The 14,524-nt window shown below is 59.6% G+C and carries 12 protein-coding genes; 6 read left to right on the top strand and 6 right to left on the bottom strand.

Going from position 1 to position 14,524, the window contains the following annotated elements:
- Positions 1-14 precede the first annotated feature (14 nt).
- Positions 15-1,073 carry an enoyl-CoA hydratase/isomerase family protein gene (locus HMPREF2978_RS12200; RefSeq protein ID WP_070529270.1) on the top strand — a complete coding sequence of 353 codons (1,059 nt, stop codon included), beginning with the start codon at positions 15-17 and terminating at the stop codon, positions 1,071-1,073.
- Positions 1,074-1,113: 40 nt separating this feature from the next.
- Entirely contained in the window at positions 1,114-1,878 is a 765-nt protein-coding gene (locus HMPREF2978_RS12195) for an enoyl-CoA hydratase (protein WP_070529268.1), read from the top strand.
- 191 nt (positions 1,879-2,069) lie between these two features.
- Here HMPREF2978_RS12195 and HMPREF2978_RS12190 read toward each other — a convergent pair whose 3' ends face one another.
- The 3 genes from HMPREF2978_RS12190 to HMPREF2978_RS12180 all read right to left on the bottom strand — a co-directional run bounded on the left by HMPREF2978_RS12190 (position 2,070) and on the right by HMPREF2978_RS12180 (position 5,206).
- Entirely contained in the window at positions 2,070-2,570 is a 501-nt protein-coding gene (locus HMPREF2978_RS12190; RefSeq protein WP_070529265.1) for a MarR family winged helix-turn-helix transcriptional regulator, read from the bottom strand.
- A 185-nt stretch (positions 2,571-2,755) separates the two neighbouring features.
- Positions 2,756-4,486: an AMP-binding protein gene (locus HMPREF2978_RS12185; protein WP_070529262.1), complete on the bottom strand. Its 1,731-nt coding sequence runs from the start codon at positions 4,484-4,486 to the stop codon at positions 2,756-2,758.
- A 159-nt stretch (positions 4,487-4,645) separates the two neighbouring features.
- On the bottom strand, positions 4,646-5,206 hold the full coding sequence (locus HMPREF2978_RS12180; RefSeq protein WP_070529258.1) for a TetR/AcrR family transcriptional regulator: 561 nt from the start codon (positions 5,204-5,206) through the stop codon (positions 4,646-4,648).
- Between the two features lie 229 nt (positions 5,207-5,435).
- On the opposite strand from HMPREF2978_RS12180, the gene HMPREF2978_RS12175 reads away from it, so the two are divergent.
- Together HMPREF2978_RS12175 and HMPREF2978_RS12170 are read left to right on the top strand one after the other, a co-directional pair.
- On the top strand, positions 5,436-6,644 hold the full coding sequence (locus HMPREF2978_RS12175) for an acyl-CoA dehydrogenase family protein (protein ID WP_070529255.1): 1,209 nt from the start codon (positions 5,436-5,438) through the stop codon (positions 6,642-6,644).
- 39 nt (positions 6,645-6,683) lie between these two features.
- Positions 6,684-7,433, top strand: a complete 750-nt coding sequence (locus tag HMPREF2978_RS12170) for an SDR family NAD(P)-dependent oxidoreductase (protein WP_070745743.1) — start codon at positions 6,684-6,686, stop codon at positions 7,431-7,433.
- Positions 7,434-7,505: 72 nt separating this feature from the next.
- Here the strand turns inward: HMPREF2978_RS12170 and HMPREF2978_RS12165 are convergent, their stop codons facing one another.
- Entirely contained in the window at positions 7,506-8,639 is a 1,134-nt protein-coding gene (locus tag HMPREF2978_RS12165; RefSeq protein ID WP_070529249.1) for an acetoin utilization protein AcuC, read from the bottom strand.
- Positions 8,636-11,275: a GNAT family N-acetyltransferase gene (locus tag HMPREF2978_RS12160; RefSeq protein ID WP_070745741.1), complete on the bottom strand. Its 2,640-nt coding sequence runs from the start codon at positions 11,273-11,275 to the stop codon at positions 8,636-8,638. Before HMPREF2978_RS12160 ends, HMPREF2978_RS12165 begins: the two co-directional genes overlap by 4 nt.
- A 232-nt stretch (positions 11,276-11,507) precedes the next feature.
- On the opposite strand from HMPREF2978_RS12160, the gene HMPREF2978_RS12155 reads away from it, so the two are divergent.
- Positions 11,508-13,022 carry a CoA-acylating methylmalonate-semialdehyde dehydrogenase gene (locus tag HMPREF2978_RS12155; RefSeq protein ID WP_070745738.1) on the top strand — a complete coding sequence of 505 codons (1,515 nt, stop codon included), beginning with the start codon at positions 11,508-11,510 and terminating at the stop codon, positions 13,020-13,022.
- 12 nt (positions 13,023-13,034) lie between these two features.
- Positions 13,035-13,922 carry a 3-hydroxyisobutyrate dehydrogenase gene (mmsB, locus tag HMPREF2978_RS12150; protein WP_070745737.1) on the top strand — a complete coding sequence of 296 codons (888 nt, stop codon included), beginning with the start codon at positions 13,035-13,037 and terminating at the stop codon, positions 13,920-13,922.
- A gap of 19 nt (positions 13,923-13,941) precedes the next feature.
- Here the strand turns inward: mmsB and HMPREF2978_RS12145 are convergent, their stop codons facing one another.
- A complete protein-coding gene (locus HMPREF2978_RS12145; protein ID WP_070745734.1) occupies positions 13,942-14,523 on the bottom strand; it encodes a TetR/AcrR family transcriptional regulator in 582 nt (193 codons plus the stop codon).
- Between the last annotated feature and the right edge of the window lies 1 nt (position 14,524).

Here is a 14,524-nt window from a genome sequence, read left to right as displayed (position 1 = left end):
AGGAGGAATAAACGATGACGAACGAAATTATCCACGACATCCGCGGCCACGCTGGTGTTCTTACACTAAACCGGCCCAAGGCTATTAACGCGCTAAACCAGACAATGATTGATGAGATGACGGCAGTTTTGAAGGACTGGCAGGACGATGACCGCGTCAAGCTCGTTATCCTCCGGGGCGCTGGTGAACGTGGGCTGTGTGCTGGTGGCGACGTCGCGGCTTTGTACCACGATGCCCTGGAGGGCGGCACGGCAGGTGCCCATTTTTGGAAGACGGAATATGAACTGAACTATTTAATCTCCACCTATTCAAAGCCCTATGTGGCGCTCATGGAAGGCATTGTGTTGGGCGGCGGAATTGGTGTCTCAGCACACGCCTCACACCGCATTGTTTGCGAGGATTCGCGCATCGGAATGCCGGAGGTTGGGATTGGGTATTCGCCCGATGCCGGTGGGTCCTATCTTCTGTCCCGGGCTGCGGATCGTCTTGGCCGGCACTTGGCGTATACCGCGATCCACGTGGGGGCCGCGGAGGCGATCGATACCGGCTTTGCGGACTACTTCGTGCCTAAGGACAAGCTCGATGCTCTCGTTGAGCAGCTGGTGGAGACGGGCAACCCAGCCGATATTGAGAAGTTCACTGAGTCAGTGGGCCCAGGCTTCGGTAAGGACCGCGCCGAAATGGTGGACGTCTACGCGGCAGACACCGCTGAAGAGACCCTTGCCCGCTTGCAAGAATATGCAGCAGCAGGCGGCGACGGGCATTGGGCAGCGAAGGCCGCCAAGCGGATGAGCTTGAATTCCCCGCTGGGCATTCGCGTCACCGAGGAATCCTTGAATCGCAATGCGTCGATGAGCTTCGCGGAGACCTTGACCCAGGAGTTCTGGATGTCCGTGAACATGCAAAAACACAAGGAATTTGTGGAGGGAATTCGCTCGCAAATCGTCGATAAGGACCGCAATCCCTCCTGGGAATATGAGTCCATTGGCGCCGTCCCCGACGAGGTGGTGGCATCTGTCCTCGAACCCATCGAGGGCTGCGTGGAAGCCCCAGAATTCAACGATCACCACTGACTAAGTACTAATCAAGAACCACAGGAAGGACACTATTACCATGGCAATTCTTAGCGAAAAGCGCGACCGCGTCGCTCTCATCACGCTCAATCGTCCGGAGGCGCTTAATGCCCTGAACAACGACACAATGCTTGAAGTTACCCAGGCAGTTCAGGAATTCGACGCCGATGCAGAAGTCGGGGCAATCGTCATCACCGGTTCAGAGAAAGCGTTTGCGGCTGGTGCAGATATCAAGGAAATGTCCTCGAAGTCGGCGACAGAGATGTACACCGCGGATTGGTTCGCAGGCTGGGACGTCCTCACACGAGCCCGCACGCCGATCATCGCCGCAGTGAACGGATACGCGCTCGGTGGAGGTTGCGAGCTGGCCATGATGTGTGACTTCATCATCGCTGGCGACAAGGCCAAGTTTGGCCAGCCGGAAGTCAACTTGGGAGTCACACCAGGCATGGGAGGCTCCCAGCGACTGACCCGAGCTATCGGAAAGGCGAAGGCCATGGAGATGTGCCTGACTGGCCGCATGATGGCAGCCGAGGAAGCAGAACGCTCCGGCTTGGTAGCCCGCGTGGTTCCTGCGGGTGAGCTCCTTGACTCGGCGCTGGAGACGGCAAAGCTCATTGCCTCGAAGTCCTTCGTGGCAACGTCTCAAATCAAAGAACAGGTCAATGCGGTAGATGAGCTCTCTCTATCTCAGGGCATCCAGTTCGAACGCCGTACCTTCCACGCTTTGTTCTCTTCTCATGATCAGAAGGAAGGCATGGCAGCCTTTGTAGAGAAGCGCGACCCGGAGTTTAAACACTCCTAAACCTTAACCGCGAGTTAGCCATTGGGGATTAGCTCCCGGACGAGGGAGCCCCACGCTTTAAACTGCCCTAGTTGCCAAAGATCTGGCCAGATCTTGAAGGCGGAAGCACAGGAATTGGCAGCTAGGGCAGTTTCTATTTTGGTTTCTTCGGCCGCACGTGCGCGAGGGCACGCTTCTTAAAGAACTGATGGCTACTGGGCGCCGGAATCCTCGACATCTTCGCCGGCTGCGCGACGTATGCGGTTGGCAGCAGCAATGATGCGGTCTTGCTCGCCAGTAGAAAGCGCAACGGAATCAAAATAGCGATCGAGGGCAGGTCCCGCCGCCGAGGCCAACACGATGCCTTGGTCGGTGACCGTGACCAAGGTCGAGCGTCTGTCTTTTGGATCGCTGACCCGCTCGATAAGTTCGTCCTTCTCAAGTTTGCGCACCGTGTGAGTGAGTGAAGCCGGCGGAAGCTGAAGCCGAGCGCTGATTTTAGACATGGGCATGCTTCCCGCGCGTGACCACATGAGCACAGCGAGGACCTCAAACTGGTTGTAGCTCACCCCATAAGGAGCCAGCACATCTTCGGCGCCATTACGCAAAATGTGTGCGGCACGTTCGAAGGAGGATACTGTGGCGAGGCCACGAGCAGAGCGCGCGGAATAACGCTTCGCCCACTGGCGGCGTGCTTCAGCAATGATATCCATGAGCGGAAAGAACCTCCTTGCGGTACGTGAGATAACTATAAATGAGAGCTTCGCTGTTCTAAGAACCCGACCATAGGCATCGCGGATAGGGTCCCAGGCGGGGAAAGCTACCGGAGGATTTTGGCGTCGCAGATGCAAAAGCCCCAGCAGTGGGCTGGGGCCTGCGTTGCTGAAGGGCGGTGGGGTTAACCCTTTAGAGTTGGAAAGTCGGAATCAGCGTATTCCGTCGATGCCTTCGTCTCGCCGCCGTCAGCGGAGTGGATCTCGGTTTCGCGCTTGCGCAGATCTACACGGCGGATCTTGCCGGAGACGGTCTTTGGAAGCTCATAGAACTCGAGGCGGCGGATGCGCTTGTAGGGTGCCAACCCATCGCGGCAGTGCTTAAGGATGGACTCGGCGGTCTCCGCTGTCGGTTCGTACCCGCCGGCGAGAGCGACGTAGGCCTTTGGCACGGCGAGGCGGATTGGATCTGGGGAGGGAACCACCGCTACCTCGGCGACTGCCGGGTGCTCAATGACAACGGATTCTAGTTCGAAAGGGGAGAGGCGGTAGTCGGAGGCTTTGAAAACATCGTCCGCGCGACCAATGTAGAAAATGTAGCCGTCCTCATCGCGTTCCGCAGTATCTCCCGTGTGGTAGTAACCATCGCGGAAGACTTCCGCGTTCTTGTCTGGGTCATTGAAATAACCCACAGTCAGGCCGACTGGGCGGGGATCGAGCTTCAAGCAGATTTCTCCGGTATCCCCAATCTCGTCAGTAGCGGGATCCTTGAGCACGACTTCCCAGCCTGGCAGTGGGCGCCCCATTGAACCTGGCTTCACTTTTTGCTCTGGGGTATTGGCAATCTGCAGTGTCGTCTCCGTCTGTCCGAAGCCATCGCGAACGTTTGTGTTCCAAGCCTTGCTGATGGTGCTGATGAGCTCAGGGTTGAGCGGTTCGCCAGCCGCAACCAGCTTCTTCGGTGGGGTCTTCATACGGCCCAGGTCTGCTTGGACAAGCATGCGCCAGACCGTTGGCGGCGCGCAGAAGCTGGTGACGCCTTCTTCTTCCATCTTGTCCATGAGCGCAGCGGCGTCGAAGCGCGCATAGTTGTATAGGAAGATGGTGGCCCCGGCGATCCACGGCGCGAAGAAGTTTGACCATGCGTGCTTGGCCCAGCCGGGGGCGGCGACGTTGAGGTGGACGTCGCCAGGCGCCAAGCCAATCCAGTACATCGTGGTCAGGTGACCCACTGGATAGGACGTGTGAGTGTGTTCGACGAGTTTCGCCTTCGACGTAGTGCCGGAAGTGAAATACAGTAGGAGGGTCTCATCAGCCTTGGTTTCCTGCTTCGGCGTGTACTCTTCCGAGCCAGTAAAAGAATCCGAATAGCGCAGGGTGGGGTGCGTTGTCTGTGCATCTGGTTCATCACCGACCTGGATCAGAGTGAAGTCACCGCTGACGTCTTGGAATTTAGCGGCGTCCTCGGCATTGGCCACGACCCAGGAAATATTGGCTCGGTCGGTGCGGTCCTGCAGATCGGCCGCGCCGAGCATTGCGGTCGCCGGGTTAAGAACGAAGCCTGCCTTGATGCAGGCCAGCATGCACTCCCACAGCTCTACTTGATTGTTGAGCATGAGCATGACGCGATCGCCGCGCTGGACCCCCTGGGCCTCCAGCCAGTTAGCCAATTGTGCCGAGCGGGCTGACATCTCAGCAAAGGTACGGCGGGTGCTGCTGCCATCTGTCTCACAGATGACGAGAGCCTCGCGGTTCTTTGAATCCTCCGCAGTGGCGAGGTGATCGAACCAATCAAGTGCGAAGTTGAAGTGCTCGAAGCGCGGCCACTCGAAGTTGCTGCGGGCTGCTTCATAATCAGTCTGATAAGAAACCAGCAGGTCGCGGGCTGCTTGGAATTGTTCGGTCACCGTGGTCATTGGTTCTCCTCTAGCTCGTGCTCAAATGGGGAAGGACGGCGCAATGGCTATGGCCCGTGTCCCAAACCGTTCGTCTCTGTGACGTGGGTCGCAGCCTACTTTACTTCGAGTTCGAAGTAATGGCTAGAGATTTTCCGAACTACCTTTGAAAGATGCAGGTTAGCGTAGCGAAATTCCGTGGAGAATGAGCTGGCCAAGGGTGTGATAAGCCTCTGCTGGGGCTAGGGTGTCTGAGTAAAAGCCCTGCTGAATATCACTCATTGAGCGCTGGATAAGGCGGGAGACAAAGTCGGTGTACTCGGCGGTGAATTCCCCAGCTTCGACGCCTTGACTAAGTAACTTGTGGATGGTCTCAGTGGCTCTCTTAGTGTTGAAGCTATACACCTCCTGAGCGGCGGGTTCAGAGGCGAGGTCGCGCATGAACTCAGGGCTCGCGGGTTCCAGAGCAATGGTCATCGAGGAGAAGTAATTCTCAAGAGCTTGGGCGTATGTGGGTGCTGTTGTGACTGCGGTGCGACGGGTGATTTCTTTGAAGAAGCTGACTAGTACGCGGCGAATGATCGCGTCTCTGGATGGGCCTAATGCGTACATGGTCGATTTTGAGCATTGGTAGCGCTTCGTTGCGCCGTCGATGGTGAAGGATTCGAAACCCTCGGCCAGAAAGTCCTGCAAGAGGGCATTGAACAGCTCGCGTTGTCGTGGTGTGAGTGGTTGGGTCATGAGTCTTTCTGTCTCTGGGGGATCCTGGCTTTGCGGGGTCTTTGCGTGCGTTCTCCCCAGTCTGTTGCGTACAACGATCATAGAACATGACACGTGAGAGTACGGAACGATGTATATTCGTACTCATTCAATGTGAAGAGCCCATTGATACTTGAGTCCAAGAGTTTGTATGTGGCCTGGAGAAAGCCCATGCAGCGACCTTAAGCCCCAGCTAGAAAGGTAGAAAACTATGCCGCCGATTCTTAGTTCGCAACACCCCAGCGGGAAACATTTGGAGAGCATTAAGTACCCCCACGCTGATATTTTCGCGGTGGCAGATCGTCTCGTCCCAGAGGAACAGGTGCGTTTGGCAGAGATCCACGAGTTCTTGCAGACGGAGATTCGCCCTGTCGTAGGCGAATACTGGGACCGTGAGGAGCTGCCATTCGATCTTCTTCCTCGCATGGCGGAGATGGGTCTGGGCGAAATTGAACTCACTGATACCTCGCGTCTCTACCGAGGACTGGTGTACGCGGAAGTAACCCGCGCGGATGTGTCCTTGTCTGCTCTGGTGGGCATTCACAATGAGTTGGTCCTCGGACTCATCGACAAGCTGGGCTCGCCAGAGCAAAAGGGCACCTGGCTAGCAGGTTTGCGTCAATTCTCCAAGGTGGGTTGCTTTGCATTGACCGAACCGGAGCATGGCTCCGATATCGCCGGCGGCCTTGCCACCACAGCAGAGCGCACCGCTGAAGGCTGGCTCATCAACGGCGCGAAACGTTGGATTGGGGCCGGTACCTTCGCCGACTTTGCCATCACCTTCGCCCGGGATAAAGCAGACAACGAGATTAAGGCCTTTATCGTTGAACTCGACCGCGAGGGCGTGACGCGCAAGAAGATTTCGCGCAAGATGGGCCTGCGCATCATGCAGAATGCGGACCTTAAGTTCGACAACGTCCTCATCCCACACGAGAACCTGATTCCGGGTGCGGAATCCTTTGCCAACGTCAATGACTTCCTGTGTTATTCGCGCGCCTGGGTGGGCTGGCAGGGAGCCGGCTTGCAACTAGGCATCTTCGACAAGGCCCGCGAGTACGCGGTCAAGCGCCAGCAGTTTGGCAGGCCAATCGCCAAATTCCAGTTGGTCCAGGAGCAGCTTTCCCGCATCCTCGGCAACGCCACCGCGTCACTCGCCATGATGGCGCAGCTGGCAGAGGTTCAAGAACAAGGAAAGCTGGAAATGCCCTTTGCCGCCTTGGCAAAGGCAACCACCACCCGCCTGGCGCGCGAATCCGCCGCAGCGGGCCGCAACATCGGCGGAGGAAACGGCATCCTGACCGAATACGACTTGTCGAAGATGATGGATGATGCCGAGATTCTCTTCACCTACGAGGGAACCTACGACATCAACTCGCTCATCGTCGGCCGCGCTGTCACCGGCGTTTCCGCTTTCGTTTAAACAGCCCTGTCTATCACGGTGACTAAAGGAGAAAACATCATGAACCTGCACGAAGCATCCGCCGTTGTTACCGGCGGTGCATCCGGCCTCGGGGCCGCAACGGCCGCAGCACTCGCGGAGCACGGAGCCACGGTCACCGTGCTCGATCTGTCCGTCCCGGAGGAGAAACACAACGGAATCAACTACACAGCGGTCGACGTCACCGATGCAGCCGCAGTACGCGAAGCGGTTCTCGCCGCATCCGAGCAAAAGCCTTTGCGCGTGGCGGTGAATTGCGCAGGTATCTGCCCTTCAGCACGCATCTTCGGGCGAAAAGGCCCCCACGACCCGGAGCTGTTTTCTAAGACGATCAACGTTAACCTCATGGGGACCTTCCACGTCATGACCGCAGCCGCCGAGGCGATGGCCCAGGCAGAACCACTCGACGAAGACGGCCAGCGCGGAGTCATCATCAACACCGCTTCCGTCGCGGCCTTTGAAGGTCAGGTTGGCCAGGCGGCCTACGCGGCGTCGAAGGGCGCGGTGGCTGCCCTGTCGATTACCGGAGCACGGGATCTCGCCTCGTTGGGTATCCGCGTCAATGCCATCGCGCCGGGCGTCGTAGCTACCCCGATGATGGAACAGATCACTCCGGAGTTCCGCGAACAGCTCGAGGCCACCGTGCCTTTCCCCGCAAGGCTGGCAAAGCCGGAGGAATTCGCCGCCCTAGCTGTGTCCATTACCGAGAACCCCTATATCAATGGCGAAACGATTCGCTTGGATGGTGCGCTGCGTATGCCGCCAAGCTAAGGGCCTCATCACAAGAATCAGCCCTAAGACACCCATCACGCGCGTATTGTCGACGCCCCTCCGATACGGGGCCTAGCCATAAGCCGGCAGGCCCCAATAGGGAAAGACTGCGCGCGTAGTCTGCACCAGCGCTGCGTGCGGCTTTTCAGCCATGACCTTGGTGGGATCGAAGCCGCCAATGGCGGCGCACGCACCTTCATCACCCAAGGTAGATGAGCCCTCCCAGCCGTTCGGCATCCGTTCCGAAGCTGAGAGCTCAACGTCGGCGACTGCGGCCAGCACCTGGGTCCACGCGCGGGCAACGGCGTCGACGTGATATCCGCCGCCGCCAAGCGCGACCCATCGCCCATCCGCAAACTGTTGCGCCCACACCGCCACTGAGCGATAAGCCCGCGCCATCGCGTCGATGGTGAGTTCCAGATCCGCGAGGGGATCGGAACGGTGCGGGTCCGCACCGTGTTGGGAAATGATGAAGTCGGGGCGGAATTTCTTGAGGAGCGGCGGGACGACCGCGTGGATGACCTGCAGCCACGCCTCGTCACTCACCCCGCGGGGCAGGGCCACGTTAACCGCGGTCCCTTCCGCGCCTTGACCACCAATCTCGTGTGCATAGCCAGTCCCGGGGAAGAGATAGAGTCCCGATTCGTGTACCGAGATGGTGAGCACATTGGGGTCATTCCAAAAAATCTTTTCGACGCCGTCACCGTGGTGGGCATCCAAGTCCAAGTACAGCACGCGTTGGGCGCCATTTGCCTTAAGCCAACGGATGGCAATCGCAGCATCGTTGTACATGCAAAACCCTGACATGGAGTCGGCGAAGGCGTGGTGCAATCCGCCGGAAAGGTTAACGGCGCGCTGCGCACGGCCCTCCCACACAGCGCGCGCGGCCGCTAGGGTGCCGCCGGCGATGCGCGCGGCGATCGTCGATAAGCCGTGGCTAATTGGGTTGTCTTCAGTGCCCAAGCCAAAGTGAGTGGAAGGTACCTCGGCGCGGGTGGCGGCGATGTAATCAGGACTGTGAACGAGCTCCAAGTGGGAGGTATTCAACGGGGCGGGACATTCGATGTCGAATTCTTCCAGCACACCAAAGTGTTTCGCCAGTGACAGTGCTGCGGCGACTCGGTCCGGCCCCATCGGATGCCCAGGGCCCAGCGAATAGCGGTGCATCTCCTCGGAGGCAAAAAGAAGAGGCTTCGTCTGGTTCATGACAAGGACCTCGCGAGAGGATCGCGGACATCACCGAGCGGTGCGATGCGCATTCGAGCCCCCACCACAACAGTGTGCGATACCCCGGCGATGACGGGGGAAAGCTCAATATCGACGAGTGCAGCGATGTCGTCCTTGAGCTGTGCCAGCTGCATCATGACCTCTTCGACACGGTGTAGTTTGGCAGCTTTGGTGCCGCGGTAACCAGCAAGAAGGGGAGACGCCTTGAGGCAGCTGAGCATGTCGAGTGCATCGGTGCGACGAAGCGGGGGCACGCGCCACTCGACGTCTCCCAAAAGATCCGAGGGTAGACCGGAGAAACCGGCGGATATCATAGGCCCAACAACAGGATCTTCGATGGCACGCACAGTGAGAGATGCGCCAGCTGTGACCATGCGTTGAACAACTGGGATGAGAATGGCCGGATCCTCGCCCAAGTGGAGATCTCGCGTGAGCTGGGTGATGGTGGTCCACGCGCGCACCATGGAATCTTCGTCATGGATGCTTCGCACGACGGTGGGCAGCTCCGAGCGGCCTCGCACCATTTGCGAGCTGCACTTGAGGGCGACATCCCAGCCATAATCGCGGCCGGCCGCGATGGCTTCGTCGAGGGTGCGCACCGGGGCCCAAGGGACGATTTCTATGCCATAAGCCTTGAGAATTCGCGCGCACTCCTCGTCGGTGGCCCAGCGTCCCGTGGGGGAATCAGTCAGAACCTCCGCGACCACACCGCGCGCTTCTGCAAGGCCCGTGCTGTTGGCGAACTCATCGGAAGGATTGGGGCGTGCTAGGGCGCGGCGGCGTTCATTATCGATGATGGTGGCCAGAGCCTCAATGGCGTCGGCGTAGGTGCCAAACACGGGAAGTTGGCCGGGTGCCTCTGGGCCCTCGGCGGTGCGGAAATCGGGGATATCAAAACCCACGAAGCTGGCGATGAGTGGGGTATCCGTCGTCGTTGCCGCCAACTGGGACAGATTTACGTAGGCCTCCTTGAGGATGAACTCACCAACTTCCACGACGGCGCACAGCACCGCGTCGATACCCGGATCTTCTAGGGCGCGCCGGGCCTGTTCCGTGATGGCGGGGGCGGGGTCATCGACGACGGTGGTGGCGTGCGGGCGCAGTCCGAAGCGCCAGGCTGCCTGTTCCATCTGCGCGGTAAGGCCGGAGGAATTCGACATCACTGCGATGCGACGGCCCTGCGGAACGGGTTGGCGCGCGAGGAGCTGGGCGATGTCGAGCATGGCATCGCGGCGGGTGACCACCATTGCCCCGGTGCAGCGAATGATCTCGTCGAGCGCAGCCGGGCTCGCCGCCGATAGTCCCTCCACCGCGTAGTGGCGGGCCGACTTCAGAGCCCGGGAGGGCAAGAAAACGACGACGTGCTTGTCCAGCGCTAGGCGGCGCAGAACCCGGAAGAATTTGCGCGGGTTACCAATCGAGTCGAGGGAGAGCAAACAAATTCGGGTGTTCTCATCTTGGCTCCAGAATTGCATGACGTCATTGCCTGTGACGTCAGCGAAGGAACCTGCGGCAATGAAATTGCTTAGGCCGCATCCGAGCTGCAGTGCATGGGACAGAGCTAGCGTCGCCACACCCGCAGACTGAGTAAACAGGCCCACCTGTCCCGCACGCGGCATGGGAGCCGGGCTGGCGTTGAGCCTCACTGCCGCGTCTGTGTTGATAAGGCCTAGCGCAGCTGGGCCAAGGGCTCGCAGGCCGTAGTCCCTAGCCGCGAGCACGATGTCGCGAGCCTGGTCGGGGGAGAGGTTGGGATTTTGGCTGCGGGAGATGAGGACTAGTCCTTTGGCACCGGCAGCGGCAGCAGCCTGCATAGCTTCCGCGCCGCCGTGGCCTTGGAACTCGATGACGACGAGATCCACAGGCTCATCGAGGGCGTTGAGCTCCTCCACGCCGTGAAGGTGGCGCAATGTACCGGCGAAGTTGGCGCTAGCTAGCTGCTTGCTGGACAGCGTTCCGACTACCGCCACGGAGCGTGGGTTGAGTAAACGGTGGATCGAGTTCGCTTCTGCACGCAGCTCGCGGCGCTCCATGACATCGCGGGAGTTCTCATTCGGCGCGATTCTGAAATCCACCCGGATGAAACCATCCTCGAGTTCCGGCTTCGCGGAATAGCCAGCGCGTACGAAAACCTGTACCATCCTGCGGTTCTGCGTCAGCATCTCCGCGAAGAAGCGCTCCACTTTTCCTTCGCGTCCAATTTCTGCGAGGTGCTCGAGCAGGATATTCGCCACGCCTTTTCCGTGGTGGGAATCTTGGACAAGGAAGGAGACATCGCCCACCCGCGAGGGTAGGAACTGTTCGACAATGGAGTATCCGGCAACGGCCACGATGTTGCCGCGTTCCACCATGACGAGGGTGACTTTGTCATAGCCATCCGTGTGGAGCCAGCGGTCTAGGTCATCGTCGGTTAGCGCGGGGTGCGTGCCGAAGAAGCGCAAGTACTTTGATTGATCCGAGACGCGGTCGTAGAAGGCGCGGATGGCGTCGCGGTCGGCGGGTGTGATGGGGCGCAGCGTGGCGATGTCGCCGTCGTTGAGGATGACATCGGCTTCCCAATTCTGCGGCTCGGGGCCGGTGTGCGCGGTAGCCGTGGGCTGCTCCATGTGGTCCATGCCATCACCTTAGCCAACGCTACGTTGAGCTCAGGACAGGTGAACGGCATTCACCCCACCGGGCCTTGGGGAGGGTATTCACAAAAGCGCTGGACATTACGTGTATGGCAAATCACTGCAGGGGGTGAATCGTGTTCTGTATCTCACTTTCTATGGCGGGCGATTGCTATCCAACGTTAGTGTGTGACCCAAGCCATACAGGGAGCCGGAGGTTCCAGGAAGGAGAAGCGCCATGCGCACTGTTTATCACTACGTCAACGGAGAAACGTTTGAAGGGACGTCGGGCAATACCCAGCCCGTACTGAATCCTTCGACCGGCAAGGAGCAGGCCGCGGTCGCCTTGGCGAACAAGGCCGACGTGGACAGCGTCATTGCGGAATCCGCTAAGGCTCAGCCGGGTTGGGCGGCGCTGAACCCGCAGAAGCGCATCCGCATCATCATGGAGTGGATCCGCCTCATCCATGCCAACATGGATGAGCTGGCCACCCAGCTCTCCCTCGAGCACGGCAAGACTTTCCCGGATGCCAAGGGCGATGTGCTGCGCGGCGTCGACGTGCTGGAGTTTGCCCTCGGTGCGCCGCACCAGCTCAAGGGCGAGTACTCCTCGGAGGTTGGCACCGGCATCGATACCTACTCGCTGCGCCAGCCGCTCGGCGTGGTAGCGGGAATCACTCCATTCAATTTTCCGGCCATGATTCCGTTGTGGAAGGCCGGCCCGGCCCTGGCGGCGGGCAATGCCTTCGTGCTCAAGCCCTCCGAGCGTGACCCCTCCGTGCCGGTTCGCCTGGCGGAGCTCTTCATTGAGGCCGGCGGCCCCGCCGGTGTTCTCAACGTTGTGCACGGCGGCAAAGAAGCCGTCGATGCCATCCTTGATTCCGAGACGATCAAGGCCGTGGGCTTCGTTGGTTCCACGCCGATTGCGCAGTACATCTACGAGCGCTGCGCGGCCACGGGCAAGCGCGCCCAGTGCTTCGGTGGCGCAAAGAACCACGCCATTGTGCTTCCCGACGCCGACATCGACGCCACCGCCGACGCCATCGTGGGCGCTGCCTTCGGCTCCGCCGGTGAGCGTTGTATGGCACTGTCCGTCGTGGTTCCGGTGGGACAGGAGACGGCAGACCGCCTGCGCGATGCCATCCTGGCAAAGATTCCGGAGCTCAAGGTGGGCCACTGCCTCGACCCAGAGGCCGACTATGGCCCATTGGTCACCGCAGAGGCGCGCGACCGTGTCCACCGACTCATCGCCGAAGGCGTGGAAGCAGGCGCAACATTGCTTACCGACGGCCGCAAGTTGGACATGTCTGACAAGACTTTCAACGAGGATTCCCTTGCTGATGGCTTCTATTCCGGTCCGAGCTTCTTCGACAACGTCACCGCAGACATGTCCGTCTACAGCGAGGAGATCTTCGGCCCCGTGCTGGTCATGGTCCGTGCCGAAACTCTGGAAGAGGCCGTTTCTTACCCGAATGACCATATGTACGGCAACGGCGTCGCCATCTTCACCCAGAACGGTGGCGCGGCCCGCGACTTCTGCAAGAACGTCCAGGTCGGCATGGTGGGCGTCAACGTTCCAATTCCGGTGCCGATTGCCTACCACACCTTCGGCGGCTGGAAGGCCTCTGGTTTCGGTGACCTCAACCAGCACGGTCCGGATTCCTTCCGCTTCTACACCAAGACTAAGACCGTCACCTCGCGCTGGCCGAGCGATGAGTCCGCAGGTCCCCAGTTCACCATGCCGGTCATGTAAGGAGAGAACGCAATGACGACTATCGCTTTTATTGGATTAGGCAATATGGGCGGCCCGATGGCCGCCAACCTGGCAAAAGCCGGGCACGAGGTTCGTGGCTTCGATGTCGTGGAAGAGGCCCGGGACCGTGCCGCCGAGCAAGGGATCACCATCATCGAAACTGCGGAAGAAGCCGCGCAGGGCGCCGAGGTAGTGTTTACCAGCTTGCCTAACGGTGGGCTGGTCAAGCAGGTGCTCGAATCGGTCCTCGCAGCAAACGAGGACGCGAAGACCTACGTTGATGTCTCCACCATCGCGGTCGCGGAAGCTCGCGAGCTCGCGGACACGGTGAATAAGGCCGGTTCCGCCTTCCTTGATGCACCGGTCTCCGGTGGCATCGCCGGTGCCGCCGCGGGAACGCTTGCCTTCATGGTCGGCGGCACAGCCGAAGACTTTGCGAAGGTCAAACCGCTGCTCGACATCATGGGTAAGTCCGTCACCCACTGCGGTGACATCGGCAACGGCCAAGCAGTCAAGGCATGCAACAACATGATCCTTGCGGTCCAGCAAATCGTCTTGGCTGAAGCCCTCGTCCTCGGCGAGCGCTTGGGCCTAGACCACCAAGCCTTCTACGATGTCGTTTCCAACGCCACCGGGAACTCGTGGTCGCTGTCCGTCAACGCCCCAGTCCCGGATATCGTGCCGAGCTCGCCGGCCAACAATGACTTTAAACCCGGCTTCGCCTCTGCCCTTATGCTTAAGGATCTCAAGCTGGCCATGGCCGCGGCCGAAGATACCAAGACAGACACTGTTCTGGGCCGGATTGCGGAAGAACAGTACGCTTCCTTCGTGGACGAGGGGAACGGCGGACTTGATTTCTCCGCCATCATCTCCGAGGTCCGTTCCAAGGGCGAATCCTAAGACCAGAAGCGCCTGAAAACTAGGGTGCTTGGTCCCCGTCGAGGATGCCTTGCAACAGCGGGGCATAGTACTCGATGAGTTCCTCGGTTGAGAAGGCCGCGAACTCGGTATCACCGAAGCGCCGCATGAAGGACAAGCCCATGAGTAGGGCCAGCGCGGATTGGGCTCGCAGCTCCGGCGAAGGTGAGTGGCGTCCGGATTCCTCACGAATCCGCGAGGCCAAGACCTCCAGCAAGTCGGATTTAATTCTCTTACCAATGGCTCCGAGCGTCTGATAGTCCCCGCTCGCGACCGAAATCGTACGGGCCATCGAGTATGGGGCGTTATGCGGCGCGGTGAGGGTCTCCACCACCGCGGTGCGGCCTAGCTCGCTGAAAGGGCCGGCAAAGAGCGCCGCCGAGGAAGCGGTGAAATCCACCGTGGCCTCAAAAAGCCCTTCCTTGTTGTGGAAGTGCTTCACGATCAGTGCGACGGACACTTCCGCTTTTTCGGCGATGTCCTTCATCGACACCTGGGAGAAGGACCGCTCACTGAATAGCTCGCGTGAGCACTCGAGAATCCTCTCCCGCGTCGAAGCTGCTTTCTCCTCCATAGAGGACATG

It is taken from the genome of Corynebacterium sp. HMSC074C01 (genome assembly GCF_001814605.1).
Taxonomy (GTDB): domain Bacteria; phylum Actinomycetota; class Actinomycetes; order Mycobacteriales; family Mycobacteriaceae; genus Corynebacterium.
This window is presented reverse-complemented; position numbering and strand designations above follow the sequence as displayed.

Coding starts and splice junctions, on each gene's coding strand:
- HMPREF2978_RS12145 (WP_070745734.1), bottom strand. CDS start 14,523: ATGTCCTCTATGGAGGAGAAAGCAGCTTCGACGCGGGAGAGGATTCTC.
- HMPREF2978_RS12180 (WP_070529258.1), bottom strand. CDS start 5,206: ATGACCCAACCACTCACACCACGACAACGCGAGCTGTTCAATGCCCTC.
- HMPREF2978_RS12200 (WP_070529270.1), top strand. CDS start 15: ATGACGAACGAAATTATCCACGACATCCGCGGCCACGCTGGTGTTCTT.
- HMPREF2978_RS12195 (WP_070529268.1), top strand. CDS start 1,114: ATGGCAATTCTTAGCGAAAAGCGCGACCGCGTCGCTCTCATCACGCTC.
- HMPREF2978_RS12175 (WP_070529255.1), top strand. CDS start 5,436: ATGCCGCCGATTCTTAGTTCGCAACACCCCAGCGGGAAACATTTGGAG.
- HMPREF2978_RS12165 (WP_070529249.1), bottom strand. CDS start 8,639: ATGAACCAGACGAAGCCTCTTCTTTTTGCCTCCGAGGAGATGCACCGC.
- HMPREF2978_RS12170 (WP_070745743.1), top strand. CDS start 6,684: ATGAACCTGCACGAAGCATCCGCCGTTGTTACCGGCGGTGCATCCGGC.
- HMPREF2978_RS12190 (WP_070529265.1), bottom strand. CDS start 2,570: ATGGATATCATTGCTGAAGCACGCCGCCAGTGGGCGAAGCGTTATTCC.
- HMPREF2978_RS12155 (WP_070745738.1), top strand. CDS start 11,508: ATGCGCACTGTTTATCACTACGTCAACGGAGAAACGTTTGAAGGGACG.
- HMPREF2978_RS12185 (WP_070529262.1), bottom strand. CDS start 4,486: ATGACCACGGTGACCGAACAATTCCAAGCAGCCCGCGACCTGCTGGTT.
- mmsB (WP_070745737.1), top strand. CDS start 13,035: ATGACGACTATCGCTTTTATTGGATTAGGCAATATGGGCGGCCCGATG.
- HMPREF2978_RS12160 (WP_070745741.1), bottom strand. CDS start 11,275: ATGGACCACATGGAGCAGCCCACGGCTACCGCGCACACCGGCCCCGAG.